At 36.9% G+C, this 14,112-nt stretch carries 15 protein-coding genes; 6 read left to right on the top strand and 9 right to left on the bottom strand.

The genetic code is table 11. The features are described from left to right. The first annotated feature begins 242 nt into the window (after nt 1–242). The 4 genes from ABD676_RS04885 to ABD676_RS04870 are packed head-to-tail and all read left to right on the top strand — an operon-like array spanning nt 243 to nt 4,379. Entirely contained in the window at nt 243–551 is a 309-nt protein-coding gene (locus tag ABD676_RS04885) for a helix-turn-helix domain-containing protein (RefSeq protein ID WP_002993154.1), read from the top strand. A gap of 23 nt (nt 552–574) precedes the next feature. Then, nucleotides 575–2,077, top strand: a complete 1,503-nt coding sequence (locus ABD676_RS04880; protein ID WP_002993155.1) for an SMEK domain-containing protein — start codon at nt 575–577, stop codon at nt 2,075–2,077. Next, entirely contained in the window at nt 2,074–3,522 is a 1,449-nt protein-coding gene (locus ABD676_RS04875) for an argonaute/piwi family protein (RefSeq protein WP_002993156.1), read from the top strand. The genes ABD676_RS04880 and ABD676_RS04875 overlap by 4 nt, the downstream gene beginning before the upstream one ends. Before the next feature lie 5 nt (nt 3,523–3,527). Further along, complete coding sequence (locus ABD676_RS04870) at nt 3,528–4,379, top strand: pPIWI-associating nuclease domain-containing protein (RefSeq protein ID WP_125202214.1); 852 nt, start codon at nt 3,528–3,530, stop codon at nt 4,377–4,379. 2 nt (nt 4,380–4,381) lie between these two features. On the opposite strand, the gene ABD676_RS04865 is transcribed toward ABD676_RS04870, so the two are convergent. The 3 genes from ABD676_RS04865 to ABD676_RS04855 form a co-directional block, all read right to left on the bottom strand. Continuing rightward, a complete protein-coding gene (locus tag ABD676_RS04865; RefSeq protein WP_002993158.1) occupies nt 4,382–4,765 on the bottom strand; it encodes a response regulator in 384 nt (127 codons plus the stop codon). A gap of 273 nt (nt 4,766–5,038) precedes the next feature. Beyond that, nucleotides 5,039–5,290 (bottom strand): helix-turn-helix domain-containing protein, encoded by a 252-nt coding sequence (locus ABD676_RS04860; RefSeq protein ID WP_425565270.1) that lies wholly within the window; start codon nt 5,288–5,290, stop codon nt 5,039–5,041. Between the two features lie 28 nt (nt 5,291–5,318). Continuing rightward, complete coding sequence (locus tag ABD676_RS04855) at nt 5,319–5,630, bottom strand: helix-turn-helix domain-containing protein (protein WP_125202213.1); 312 nt, start codon at nt 5,628–5,630, stop codon at nt 5,319–5,321. 175 nt (nt 5,631–5,805) lie between these two features. Here ABD676_RS04855 and ABD676_RS04850 point away from each other — a divergent pair, with 175 nt between their 5' ends. Both ABD676_RS04850 and ABD676_RS04845 read left to right on the top strand, forming a co-directional pair. After that, nucleotides 5,806–7,407 carry a hypothetical protein gene (locus ABD676_RS04850; RefSeq protein WP_344673471.1) on the top strand — a complete coding sequence of 534 codons (1,602 nt, stop codon included), beginning with the start codon at nt 5,806–5,808 and terminating at the stop codon, nt 7,405–7,407. Further along, the gene (locus tag ABD676_RS04845; RefSeq protein WP_002993164.1) at nt 7,407–10,058 is read left to right on the top strand and encodes a hypothetical protein; all 2,652 of its coding nucleotides are present in this window, start codon (nt 7,407–7,409) and stop codon (nt 10,056–10,058) included. Before ABD676_RS04850 ends, ABD676_RS04845 begins: the two co-directional genes overlap by 1 nt. 59 nt (nt 10,059–10,117) lie before the next feature. Here the strand turns inward: ABD676_RS04845 and ABD676_RS04840 are convergent, their stop codons facing one another. The 6 genes from ABD676_RS04840 to ABD676_RS04815 all read right to left on the bottom strand — a co-directional run bounded on the left by ABD676_RS04840 (nt 10,118) and on the right by ABD676_RS04815 (nt 14,105). Next, the gene (locus ABD676_RS04840) at nt 10,118–10,399 is read right to left on the bottom strand and encodes a hypothetical protein (protein ID WP_002993166.1); all 282 of its coding nucleotides are present in this window, start codon (nt 10,397–10,399) and stop codon (nt 10,118–10,120) included. Nucleotides 10,400–10,520: 121 nt separating this feature from the next. Next, nucleotides 10,521–10,970 (bottom strand): DUF3872 domain-containing protein, encoded by a 450-nt coding sequence (locus ABD676_RS04835; protein ID WP_002993167.1) that lies wholly within the window; start codon nt 10,968–10,970, stop codon nt 10,521–10,523. 11 nt (nt 10,971–10,981) lie between these two features. Further along, on the bottom strand, nt 10,982–11,542 hold the full coding sequence (locus ABD676_RS04830) for a conjugal transfer protein TraO (RefSeq protein WP_002993168.1): 561 nt from the start codon (nt 11,540–11,542) through the stop codon (nt 10,982–10,984). Nucleotides 11,543–11,569: 27 nt separating this feature from the next. Then, nucleotides 11,570–12,463: a conjugative transposon protein TraN gene (gene traN, locus ABD676_RS04825; protein ID WP_344673470.1), complete on the bottom strand. Its 894-nt coding sequence runs from the start codon at nt 12,461–12,463 to the stop codon at nt 11,570–11,572. Between the two features lie 24 nt (nt 12,464–12,487). Beyond that, on the bottom strand, nt 12,488–13,834 hold the full coding sequence (gene traM / locus ABD676_RS04820) for a conjugative transposon protein TraM (protein ID WP_313260148.1): 1,347 nt from the start codon (nt 13,832–13,834) through the stop codon (nt 12,488–12,490). After that, nucleotides 13,821–14,105 (bottom strand): nitrogen regulatory IIA protein, encoded by a 285-nt coding sequence (locus tag ABD676_RS04815; protein ID WP_313260146.1) that lies wholly within the window; start codon nt 14,103–14,105, stop codon nt 13,821–13,823. The genes traM and ABD676_RS04815 overlap by 14 nt, the downstream gene beginning before the upstream one ends. Nucleotides 14,106–14,112 lie beyond the last annotated feature (7 nt).

Genomic DNA, 14,112 nt, shown 5'->3' with positions numbered 1-14,112 from the left:
AGGCTATTTAAAGCAAAATCTGCTCTCGCCCTTCTTCACTTAGATTATATTGTACAAACATAGGAGAAGCAAAAGAACGCCGCATTATTTACCGCCACACAGTTATTAATTTTATCAGATAATTACCTTGAAGAGCCACAATAACTGGTTAATAATATATTGCCTGCTCAATGCGATTAATAGTTAAAGGAATAACGTATATTTGACATTATTTGTCAAGTAGAATATTTCAAATACACAAAATGGATTATAAAAAAACAGTTGGAGAAATATTACGTGCTAAACGAGAGGAGAAAGGGCTTCTCTTAAGGCAAGTTGCTGCTTTGCTCGAAATGGATACAGCAATTCTGAGTAAAATTGAAAGAGGGCAAAGAAATATCAATAAGGAACAGGTTTTTAAACTCGCAGATATTTTGGGCATAGAACGAGAAGAATTACTTATTCAATACCTCAGTGAGAAAATTGCAATTGAGCTAAAAGACGAATCGTTGGCGGATAAAACTCTTAGAGTTGCCGAAAAGAAGATAAAGTATATGTCACAAACTAAATAATAAACCTCGAAATATTTCAAAAATTGAACAGGATTGAATACATCAACAAGATCACTACTTGTGCAGCGAGATTTGTCCACGAAGTGGAAGGGTTTAATGCAATAGGAAATTATCATATTAATATCCATGCAGAGAATTTTTTGGTACCGTTATTAAATGAGGTTTTCGGGTTGGAACTTGAAAATCTTAATTCTACAAAAAAGAAAAATTTTCCAGCAATTGATCTGGCCGACTTTAAGAATAGGGTGGCTTTTCAAATTACGTCAACATCTTCTCTTGATAAAATTAGGACTACGCTCGAAACATTCTCAAAGTATGACCTACAAAATGAGTTTGATGTACTCTACTTATATATTCTCACAGAAAAGAAGCCGCAATACAATGATGCAAAACTGAAAGATGTAATACCCGATAGTTTTGGGTTTGAGTCAAGTGACCATATTATAGACAAGGACGTTATTCTTCAGAAAATAAATGCTATAAGCTCAACGCCCAAAATTCAAGCGATTTCTAAATTATACGAGCATGAGTTTTCGGATATACAGATTGAACAGCGCCAGCTTAAGTTCGAAAATGGATACTTGAATAACGAGCCAGAAGATATTTCGCCTAACATGGTTAAAATATCATTTCCGAAGGTTTTGTATAAGGCAGAATTGTTTATTAATGAAGAAGCTATCCTCGAAAATCTAAACGATTATTTGGAGAGTATTGGAAAAAGGAAAGTGAAAAAGTTGAAGCCAAACACACTGGTCAAAAAGGCTTTAAAACAAAATAAAGTATATTTTGAAGACTGGATTTTACATGAAAAGTGTATTTATACTTTTCGGGATTTATCTAAAAACAACGAACCATTGAGAAAAATTATAGATGCTGGCACAATAACTACTTTGGATTGTAAAGACTTCTACGAACAAGATGAAGCGAGTAACAAAGTATTCAAAAACCTTTTAAGAAAATCTCTGATCCAACTTTGCTATTATAAAGGAATAGAATTCTTCCCGCCAAGAGGAATTTTCAGATTTGCCAATTCAAGACCTCCTAAAGCAAAGCAAATTAGATGGAAGGGTAAAAAAGAGTCTACCAAGACAGTAATATTCGAAATGACAAATAAGAAGGAGGGGCACATAATCTGTTATAGACACTTAGCATTCAAAGCATCTTTTTTAAATTTTGAAATAGATTGGTATTTGGTCATAAATCCAACATGGAGCTTTACAAATCCGGGTGGATATAGGGAAAGTCGATTTGAATCAGCATATATGGCAGGAATAAAACGACTTGAGAATAACAATTCTGTTTACAATTACTTTAGATTCTTTGCGTACTACTTATCTTATACGGACCTGTTTGTTACTGAATATCCATACCTGCAGACCTCGAAAAATGAGCCATTAAGTTTATCTCCCAGCCTAGATGAACAAAAATGGATACCCGTTAAAATCGTTGAAGAAACATCTGAGTTTACTCCAACGGAAATAAGCCTTGATAACGAATTAACCAACTCAATTTTTTCTGATCAATGAAATTAAGATATATAGAAGAACCATCATTACAATTTGGCTTAGGACATCAGATTTGTCCTAAAAGTGGCATTTACAATTTTAATCCATTTGATATTGATCAAGTTAGACCTGAAAAAATCACCATTGGAGTAGTTGGAAAATCTGACAGTGTTGATGCAGTTTTAGAATGGATAGAATCATGCAAAACCCATATTGATGGAAAACAAAGTAAAACCCCACATCCCAACCTTTTTCTAAATTTTTGCGGTTTCAATAAAAGTATAGGCTTTAAGTGCGAGATCAATTATGATGATACATACCTAAGAAAGTTAAATAACTCTGATTTAGAGAAAATCGTCAAGAAAAGCAACTCCCTGGAAACGATAATTGCAGAAATTACAGAACTCTATTTAGCTGAAATCAAATTCTTATCTAAAAACAAAAAACCAGATGTAATTCTTTGCGCTTTGCCTGAAAATTTAATGAAACATATTACCGAAGCTAAGGCAAAAGCTTCTGGTGAAGATGAAGAAGAAACTGAAGTTCATGAACGTGATTTTGATGAAGATGAGGTTTCTTCAAAAGAACAGAATTTCAGGAGAAATCTTAAAGCAAAGGCAATGCAATATAATGTGCCTATCCAAATCATTAGGGATAGAGTTGCAAAACCAACCAAAGAGATGCAAGATCCTGCAACGGTTGCTTGGAATTTTTTTACAGCATTATACTATAAAGCTTCAGGAACGCCTTGGGCATTGATCAGAAAAGACACTGCTGAAACTACTTGTTATGCCGGTATAAGCTTCTTTAAAAGTAGAGATAGAAGCTCAACACAAACAAGTATTGCCCAAATATTTAATGAGTTAGGGAAAGGTGTCATTTTAAGAGGTGAGGAAATTACTTTGAAAAAAAACGATAGAACACCACATCTAAGTGAAGAACAAGCATTCAATCTTCTAAAGCAGTCCCTAACTGAATATTATGAAGCCGTAAAAATTTTTCCGAAAAGACTAGTAATCCATAAGACCTCTAACTTCAGTGAAGATGAAGTTTACGGGTTTACCCAAGCAGCTCGTGATTTGCATATAAATCAAGTTGACTTAGTTTCTATACAAACATCTGATTTAAGATTATACAGGAATGGCAATTATCCGCCGATGAGGGGAACACATTTCGCTATGAGTTATAAACACCACTTGCTATATACAAGAGGATCTGTGCCGTACTACGAAACGTATCCAGGTAGATATATCCCTCGAGCCATTGAAATAAAATTAGCACAACATGATGAATCTCCAAACATCATTTGCGATGAAATCCTTGCATTAACCAAAATGAATTGGAATAATACACAATTTGATAGGCAGATGCCTATTACAATTGAATGTGCGAGAAATGTTGGAGAAATATTAAAATATTTGAACCAAGAAGATAGTATGCAGCTTAAATACAGCTTTTATATGTAGAGACTATGGAGAAAGCCGAAAAAATAAAACAATTACTATCCAACCAATTTGAGTTGGATTTATTTGAAGCTTCAATTGCTAGCTTAAATGATCGAACAAACAAACTTCGCTTTAATAATTTTGCATACTCTATAAGGGAGTTGTCACGACATTTTTTATATAACCTTGCTCCGGAAGAACGTGTGAAAAATTGTGTTTGGTTTAGCCCCGAAACTGCAGACGGAAAACCTACAAGAAACCAAAGAATTAAATACGCAGTCCAAGGTGGAATAGACGACACTTTTTTAGATCGTTGGGGATTTGAGGTTGACGAACTCAAAGACATGATAAAGGATGTAAAAGAAACAATCAATACTTTAAGCAAGTATACCCATATTAATCCTGAGGTGTTTAATATTAGCGATTCTGAAATTGAGCGTATGAGCCAAGATGTACTTAACTCTTTTATTAGTTTGGTAGAAACAATTGAGAACTATCGTGAAGATCTTAAACAATTCCTTGATGGACATATCGAAGAGCATATGGTATCATCCGTTGTAACTAATTTTTTTGAGAATGTTGATCGACTTGCACCTCACCATTCACTGGAATATAGTGAAGTGTCAGAATATCATATTTCAGAAATTAATGAATATGAAATTGTAGTGGACGTCTTTGGAGATTTACATGTGATTCTTGAATATGGGTCTAATAAAGAAAGACGTGAAGGTGATGGATTAGACTTGCCAGAAACATTCCCTTTTGAAACGAAGATACGCTATCAAATTGAAGAGGATTTTCCGTCCTCTAAGTTTGAGGTCGATGACTACGATGTGGATACTTCAAGTTGGTATGGAGACGATGATGATGAAATATAGTCTTAAGCACTGAAGATAGCTTTCTTGAAATCATCAACATCGCTTCCAAGTAGTAGATAACTTGAAAACCCAATCTCTAAAAGAGATTTCCCAACTTTCTCATCATCAATATCGCTATGGGCAACCAGTTTGATTGCAGGGTACTCTTTCCTTAATTCTTGAAGCTGTTTAAGCACATTTTGGTCGTAAAAATCCAAGTCAATAATACAGACTTTGGGGAGTTCATTCAATGAAGACAACTGTGTTAGCCCATTTTCAATGCTTTCTGACCGAGATAGTATTTCCATTCCAGATGCAGCGAGATCTTTGCAGATGTTATCGGTTACAGGGCTTTTGTCATTGATAAAAGACAGGGAGATTGTTTCTTGTACAGTACCAGTTTTCATACGTTACCTTTTTTTGAGTTAGATGAAGTTCCTGCACAAAAAGAAAGCGCAGGCAACTACACTTACCGCACATTGAGGTACTGGTATACCCGACAACGAATAAGCGAGCGCCCACGCCTATGGCATGAGCGTTCTTCCTTATCGTCCCGTTGTCTAAAAATTACCAGTTTTCAATGTGGGACTTAAAGCAAAAACACTTTAAGTATTTCTATATTTTACATAGCAAAGATACTAAACTCGTTTCGATATAGAAATATGATTGCTTGAAATCCGTTACTTGTTCTTTTGTCCATTGCAGACATAGTTTTGTTCAAGTATCCGTAAAAGGTCGGTTTGCTTAAAAATGATTTTGCCGCCTATCTGGATGTATGGGAGTATTTGGTCATCACGATATTGCTGTAAAGTCCGTCTGCTGATATGTAACAGCTTGCACACATCTTCGCCCGAAAGATATATTTCACCGTTCATTACAGGACGGTAGTTTTTTAATATCTGTTCAATACGATTTCGTAGCTGTGTAATCATTTCCCTGTGGGCGATGATATCGTCACTATCATTCGTGAATAAATCCATTTTCAGTAGTATTGTCCAGCTGTCCGGCTTCGAGCAAAGCCTGTACATCTGAGCGTTTATAATAATTTTTACGGTTCAGTTTTGAATACGGTAATAGTCCTTTGCTTTTGTAGGTCTGTAAAGTCCGCTTGGTAATGTTCATCATCAGACATACTTCCTGGTTATCGAGCCATTGTTCCGCTTTAAAAATGGGCGTATATTTCTGTGTGGCATTTTCGGTCAATTCCAAAAGTGCTTTTAGCTCATTTTTCATTCCGTCTAGTGCCGACTTTTGTATTGCAATTACTTCCATTGTTTGCTCAATTTTACTATGGAAGTCGAATTTATAAATGCTTATGATAGCGTTAGAAAATGTTGCAGGCTTTGGCTCTGAAAGGTAGTGTTTGGCTCCGCGATAAATTTCAGCATAGTTTATTTTGTAAATTTGAAAATTATAGGTTAATAACAAATTCAATAAGAATTTTTAAATGGCATTATTACAAAAAGGCAAATCAAACTATCCGTTTTGGGGAGCATCAATAAATTTAATTACAGGACTTGACCCATTAGGGCTTCAGACAACTTCAGAGGCAACTTATGCAACGATGTTGCCCGGAATTTCTAACTTGACTAATCGACTGCGGTACTATGGCTTTTATTGCTGGTTATTAGATTTTTACTTTAAAACAGAGAAAAAGGGAAATTCAAAAGAGCAATACCGCTTTATTCGCAGGGCTGAGTTAATGATTGCTATCATAATGCAAAGTCAGCGGAAAGCAGTTCAGCAAATTACAGGAAGTAATTTCGCATCAAACCTACTCAACACGATTGAAAATGATTATTTTGATTTAGCTGAGGGGGCTGATAAAGACGGTACAGACAAAAATGTGTATTGGAAATATCCGTCCGGTGCTTTTGGGCAATATTATTATGGGGCGATGCAAGCTCTTTCATTAATTATTACTGCGGTAAATGATTTTGGAGACGTTGTTTACAATATAAGCCAACCACATCCCAGACAAAAAGTTTCAGGAAAACAATTAGCTAATGCTTTTGAGATATCATTATCCCCCCAAATAAAAGAGTTATTTTACAGCAACATAAAAAAAGGAAAGCTTTACCAATCGGATATTCCAGAACTAATCAAATATTTTGCGATTGAGACTATAGAAACTGAAAGCAGTGAATGGCAATTGTATATGGAAATGCTCCTTGACAAAGATGAGCCAAGCCAAGAAGTTGAAGAATTGGTGACTTTTCATAGAAGAGAAACCATTTTATCGCTAATAAAAACAGCGGTTCAAAACGATAATGACTATAATTGGTATAAATTTTTGCTCGAAAGCTATCATAAAAAATTAGGTTCAAGCACTCAACCCGAAACAGAAACAAACATCGGTTGGTATTGCTATCAACTAAATGAATATTGGCAATACAGTTGCGGAACAATATTTTGGGCATTGCTGCAACATCTTTACGATTTTCAACAAGACCAATATTTGCCGTCTTTTGTTGAGAAGTTTTCGGATAGCATCTCAAAAGAAATTTGCAAAGATTTTAACCAATCAATACAGCCCACATCTTTAGTTTCAGAAATTTTATCACTCATTCCAGATACGAACGACGAAGAGGAAACGAAAAGAGCAATCAACCAAACCAACGACCCAATTCTTGCTGGTAAATACGGTTTCATGCTTTTACTTCAGCTGTTCAAAAATAATAGAGAACAATTGCATCCTTTGAAAGAATTTATGAGTAGAAAGAGAACAGAAAGAGATGGAAATATGGTTGATGGCATCCTTACAGTTCATAAAGCAGAGAAAGAAATTCTTAAAGATTTTGTTGAACAATTTATTTTACGCAAAATAATTTACAGACACACAATGGTTGCCTTTAGAAAAATGGGTAATGGCTCACAATCCACGCATAAATTTTTTATAGAAGAACAATACATCCGTTTCATCGACATATTTCCACCAAGAAATACATCGCCGAGAATGAATGCTTTGCAAAACATAATGTTTGATTTGCAGGTAATCGACGAGGAAAAGGTTTTGTCTCCGCTTCACACAAAACTTTTGGTTGACTAATGGCATTAGAAAGAGAAAACATTTTGACTTTAATTGGAAGCAGAAGATACCATTCTTGTATTCTTACCACTTTCAGCTTTGACTTTTACTTTTTTGAAATGAAAGCAATGAAATGGTTGCGTTCGTGTGGTGTGAGAAACATTAATGTTTTTATTGACGGCTACTATTATTCAGAGTTGATGCGACAAGCCACTGGCGAAGAAATGCAACTTACTGCCGGTTATTCACTTTATCCTGTTTTTCAAAATTCAGTATTTCATCCAAAAATCTGGATGCTATTTGGCGATAAGGAGGGTTTATTAATTGTTGGTTCAGGAAATCTTACCAATTCGGGAAATGGAAACAACGATGAAATTTGGGGAGCATATCATTTTGATATTCGTTCGACCGAGAACGCCCCAATATTTTCATCTGCTTGGAATTATTTATCGATGCTTTCATCAACAGTTAAAGGTCAGATGAATGAAAAGACCACAAGGTGGATAATTGAACATTCAAAATGGCTTAATGAATTACCAGCAGTAAAACCGTTTGAATTTTTAAATACTTCACAAAAAGAGAAAGTTGCTTTTTTATTCAATTCCGAAACCTCTTCGATTTGGAATGAGCTATTAAAACATATTAGCAACGAAAAAATTGTTGAAATTACTACCATTTCTCCATTTTATGATAGCAAAGGAAAGGTACTGCAAGAGCTGAAAAATCTTTTCCCAAAAGCAGATATTAATGTGGTTTTAGAAGAAAGTGGTTTTATTCCATCGGCAATGGATTTAAGTAAAACATTTTCATTTTACGACTGGTGCAATGCTGGTATCAGTAGAGTTCAATATTCGAAATCTGATAATTCAAACTCTAAACTTCACGGAAAGATTATCCATATTAAAACAAAAGATGGTAAAGAATTTTGCCTTTTCGGAAGTGCCAATATAACACCGGAGGGCTTGGCATTAGCAGGAAAAAATGCAAATGCAGAAGTTTCACTTCTTATACGATCTGAAAAAGGTGGCTTGCTTAATAAATTAGGCATAAAATTGAAAGTTGGCAACAAAAAACAACTTTCAGATTTTACTTCTACAGCTCATAAATCCATTTATGAAACGATAATCAAGAATAATAAATTTCAGGTTCAACTTCTTAGCGCAGAATTGATTTATGATGAGCTTACAATTCACTTAAATGGCAATTTCTCAGAACCGTTTAAATTTATGCTTTTTGATAAAGAGAACCGATATTTTCATTCCCAAACATTCTCGAAGTTTGAGCAAGAACTAAAAGTAAAACTCAATGCAGAATTAGGTAGTTTTCAGTACGTTCAATTGGCTAATATGGAGGATGAATTTGTATCAAACAAACTTTTGGTGTCTGATTATTTTCATCTTGCCAAAACCCATCCAAATCCTAAAACTGAAGACATAGAAAGGATTTACAGCGAAATCCAAAATGGAGAACTAAGCAAAGTTCTCGACTTGTTGCATTATGCGATAATTGATGAAACGGAAAACGAAGAAAGTGCAAGTATTCTGAATAGCCGTAAAACTACAGATGCAAAAAGAGACGGAAACAACGAGCCCGAAAAGCTGTATGACCTTTCTTCTTACAAACCAATTGAGCATTCTGCGTATGAGAAAAGTCTTTTGCTTTCTTCTCTTTCGCTTCGGGTTTTAGATGTTTTAAAATTCATTCACTCAAAATCTCTGTCCATAAACAGACAGATTGATATTAGCATTGATGAACAGGAAGAAAATTTAGGTAACATTGATGGCAATGAGAAAAACGAAGTAAAAATAGTTCGTAATCTTTCTTTTGCGTTGCTAAAGTCTGAAAAAAGAAAATTGACAAGCTATTTTGATAATCTGTATTATAATCAGCAAGAACTTCTTTATGGTAACAATAGACCCCAAAACTATAAACCCACATTAACAGACTTAACCAAATATTTGATAACGCTTGAGCTGATACTTGAATATGGAGGCAAAACAGAAAAATACGACGAGCAAGAAAAGCAACATTTCTTTAGCTATCTTCCGTTTAGCAACAATTATGACAACAATAATGTGAAAGGTTGTTGTTTAAACTTAATAGGCGACTTTTTAATGTTGGCAAGAACAGGCTTTAAAGAATACGAATTTGATTATACAAAAAAGAAAGTTGAGGAATTAAAAGCCGATGCACTTGTAAACACGATTGTTTGCCTGATAAACAATTATTGGAAAGATGGCGAGATGCATTACTTTTTTTCAATGCTTCTAAACACGCTTCATTATTTAGGGTGGAAAAATATTGATGATTTTGAAAATAATTTTGATGATTTGCAAATTAAAATCAATCTTAGAATTTCTGACCTAAAACAGCGAACCAAAGGACTTGAACAGAATCTGATGGTGTTTTATTACAAAGTTTGTCCAGCATTTAAAAAAGTTATGAAGCAACTTGCAGAAAAAAACTTCGATACACTGGCAGTTCAAGGTCAAATTATTTACAAATCTCCGTGGGGTTACAGCTATGTTCAATCAGTAAATAAAATAAATGACTTTACGCTAGTTAGACCAGGCTTTATGTGGGATGATGTTAAAGAAGATTATATAAAACATAGCCCAGATGAAATATATTTGCCGTTAAGGCTCTCTTCTTTTATTTGTACGGATTTGTAGTCATAAAAAATCGGATAACCTTTTGGGCTATCCGATTTGCTTTTAAAATTCTGTAATAATTATCTGCGTTGGGCAGGTTGTTCGGTTGTTACGTCAGGCTGCTGTTTCTCCTTTTTTTCACGGGAATAAACCCATAACGACAACAGCCCAAATATAATCAACGCATAAGCTATCCATTTGCCAACCTTTTCAATCAATTTAATGAAAATCGAACTTTCATAAGATGAGAACCCCTCAGTTCCCATAGAGCTGCGCCTGTAAAACTTTCTACGGTTAATCCAGTAACGAAGTACCAAGCCTGCAACCAAAAATATGATACCTATAACGAGTGATGCAACCATAGTTTATTTCCACTATTTGAATTTACAAAAAAATATTTGTTTAGCCCCTGAACGATGCGTATTCAATACAAAAACGGCTTACCAATCCAATAAGCCGTTTTTTATGAATTGACATGCTGTATTAATCACTACTGTTAAACTGAAAAGTTATCTGCTTTTCGTTCCCGAAGTTATCCGAAATCCAAACCTCAAAGGATTGAGATACTGCAGATGCCGAAGTATAGTACAAACGGAACTGCTCGGTTGGTAACTCATACAGATCATTAGGTAGGTACGGCGGCTCATCGTAATACCTAAGTGTGCCCTTTCCGTCAAACTGGAAGTAGCGAAGGAAATATTGCGTGCTGCTATAATTTCCAGTTCGCTGTATTGTAATGCGGATCTCTACCGTCTGGCCGTTGGCAACATATTTAGGCACTGGCATCACTTTGACCTCAAAAGGAAAGTCCTTTTGTATTTCGAGTTCATCATCTTTGCTACAAGATACCAACGTAACCGAAGCTGTGAGGATTGCCAGGAATACATATATCGGCAGTAATCCTATTCTGAAATTATTGAATATTGCTATCATTGTTTTCTGTTTTAAAAGTTAAACCTTAATCCCATACCTACGGACGGTCGGAACTGTTCTAAGTCTTTACCCCAAAGGACTTTTGTACGCCCTTGCAGGACTAATACAAATCGGTCGGACAGGTACGTTTCAAATGTGAGCCGTCCACCAGCTCCGTAGATAAAATTGTCCTCGCTCAGTATCTTCGATCCGTCATACAACATAGCTTCGCCCCGGTTAATGCTTTCATAACCGACTACGCCTGTTATTCCTAAATTCAGCGTGATGTTTTTTCGGGCATCGCCCAACAAGTAGAAACTGTAACCGCCTTCGGCACTATAACTTTCCTGCGGTATGCGCAGGTCTTTATAGTCGTGGTATTGGTGTGTATATTCCAATGCCCAAAGCTGGTAATTGCCGTTTTTACCATTTACAGTCATCGCTACACTGATGTAATAATCATTGCCAATCTTATCATTGGATAATACGCCTGTGCTTATTTCCAAGCCTTTCTGTTTAGGCAGCATTCGTTGTGCCTGTGCCATTGTGATGCCCATTAAAACAAGCATCACGGTATAGATATACTTTTTCATTTTATTGCTATCTTTTTTAAAGGGTTATTAAAATTTCAGGTGCATATCGTTAATCAAACGAGCCTTGATTAAATCAGAGTTTTCTATCTGAAGTGTTTGATGCCTGCCACCGTTTTTCTCGAAAATCTCAATCAGTAATACCTTGTCATCAGCAATGGTAAATTGGTCTAACATGAACACGTTTTGCTCGATGGTTTTTCCACCGATCTCGTCCAATGGTTTGTAAGTGCGTAGCGGTATCATCGGACGTTCGTGTACTACGGTACGTTTGGCTACCTTTTTATCCACTACCTTGAAATTCACAAAATCAATCTGAAATGGCACATTGGTACGGTTTCTCAATTCCGTATGCAAATAGTATTTGCCGTTGTGGATGTAAATGCCTTTGAGCATAAACTGAATGCCGAAGCTCTTAGCTCCAATATGCTTTACAATGCGTTTGTCTTTCTTGTAAATGGTTTCCAGTAGCAAGCCTGCCAGCGAGGGCGAATTGTTGCCCAATTCTTCAAAAAGCACATCGTTACCATTGGCTTTATCTACCGCTTTCTGCATCGTGAGCAGGTCATAGCTCATTGCCGCCGGGTAGGAACTGTAATACACGTTGAAGTTGTAAAAACGACCGTCATTCGTGATAACGGAAAAATTGGTTTCAGGCTCAAAGTCCCTTACAGATGCTTTCACACGCAACACGTTTTCTGCATCTTCGGCTTTTCCTGCTATCAGGTATTCGCTGCCCAAGTCCACATAACGAATGGCGGTCGGGAAAATCAAGTGCGAAGTTTTATCGTAAGTTACTTCCATACGGTACGGTTCTATCTTGCCCAGGGCAAGCGGCGTTCTGATGGTGTCCTGTGCGTAAGAGTTTACGGCAAAGCCGAGTATCAGGGCAAAAGCCCAAAAGGTTTTTAAATGATTTTTCATTGTTTTATTTATTTGAGTTCAACATTATTTTTTAGATACAAGAAAGACCTGATAGCCCGCTTTCAGTGTAACCTTTGGCGTTCTTACTTTCTTGGCGAAATAGCCTGAGATACCCTGTACCAAGCCACGGCTTAAATCAGCCGCTACCTGCTGTCCGGCATTCTGCGTGAGCATTACGCTTGTTCCCCCTGTCTGGCTCATATTGCCCGCCATTTCGGTAAGTGCATTCATTTCCGGCGAATACGGAACGTACAAGCCTTGCTGCCCGTCCAAATCGTAAATGGTTATATCTACCGGAATGATGTTGCCCTCCAGTTCTACGGAGGTAACTTTTAATTGTAGCCTGCCATTCTGAAATTTTGCATTAGCCGTTACAATTGTTCCTTTGGGAATGGTACGTTGCGGGGTTTTAGCAGGCTCTAATAGTCGTAAGCGCACACCCGTTTCGCCAACTACTGTCTGGGCTTCGTTTACACAGGCTTTGATGCTGTTTTTAGGCTGTACTACCTCTTCAGTAGAACCTGCGGTATAGAACCCGCGGCTTTTTGTTTGGCTCCAATCGGCTGCAAAGGCACTGTCCGACGGCTCACGGTACAAGGCTGATACAATGTTCTTTCTTGTTGGTGTGAACGATACAAATTGCTCTTTTTGGTTAGCACCCGCAGCCCCAGTAGTTGCACCGTTGGCAGGAGCAGCATTTCCTGTGTTAGCATTTTGCGGAAGATACTTTGCAGCCATTTCATAGGATTTCTCCATTAATTTGAGTTGGTCGTCAACGGTGGCCACAGGTGGCACATCTTTCTCGGCCAGCTTTTCTTTCATTTCGTCCAGTTGCCTGCGGAGTTCCATTGTTTCAGAATTATTATCCTGATAGAATGAACCCAATGTGCTTTGCATATTTCTGTAGCTGTTCAATCCATGATTACCGTTTCTTCCCGAATTTCTGCCACCACCGCCAAAGCCGTTGCTTTCTTCATCTTGTTCAGGTAAACCTTCTTCATTGTCAGCAGATGCATTGTCTTCAGTATTCCAATAATCAGAAAGCGTGGTCAGTGCATTGCGCTTTTCCTGCTCTTTGCGTTCGAGCATTTCCTGTTCATACGCCTTGCCTTTATCGGCAGGCATTCCTGCCCCGGTAGCCTGTGGTACGGCATCGTTTAATCCGATGTTCTCCACCGCCTTTTTGTCTTTCGACGGTTTAAATATCAGGTACATACAGCCGAGAAATACCACTCCCATTAAAAGGAATATAAGTGGCTTTTTGAGTTTGTCGGCTTTGTTCTGTGCGCCGTCTTGCAACACATCAGCAGTTTCATTCGGGTTCCCCTCCGTTACCCGAACAACCGATTTTTTGTTCTCATTTTCTTTCATAAATCTGATTTTTTAAAATTGTTGATACACTATCCGGCAACCTTGCAGGATTTCCATTTTTAAGGACAGGGTTCTCAATATGTTTAATGACCATATTGTTACCTGACTTTGAGGTGTCGTACATCACTTTGCCAATGACCACTACGGTGAGCAGTAGGTAAACCACAAAGAAGTACAGCGTATATTGGCGCTGTTTGCGCAAAGGCAACGCCCGCCAACGTTCATCGAGCAGGTCAAAGTACCTGTCCATATTTGCTCTTAATTTTTTCATAGCCTTA

The organism is Sphingobacterium kyonggiense (assembly GCF_039536825.1).
In the GTDB taxonomy this organism is placed as follows: domain Bacteria; phylum Bacteroidota; class Bacteroidia; order Sphingobacteriales; family Sphingobacteriaceae; genus Sphingobacterium; species Sphingobacterium kyonggiense.
The sequence above is the reverse complement of the archived record's forward strand: the minus strand, read 5'-3'. Positions and strand labels throughout refer to the sequence as shown.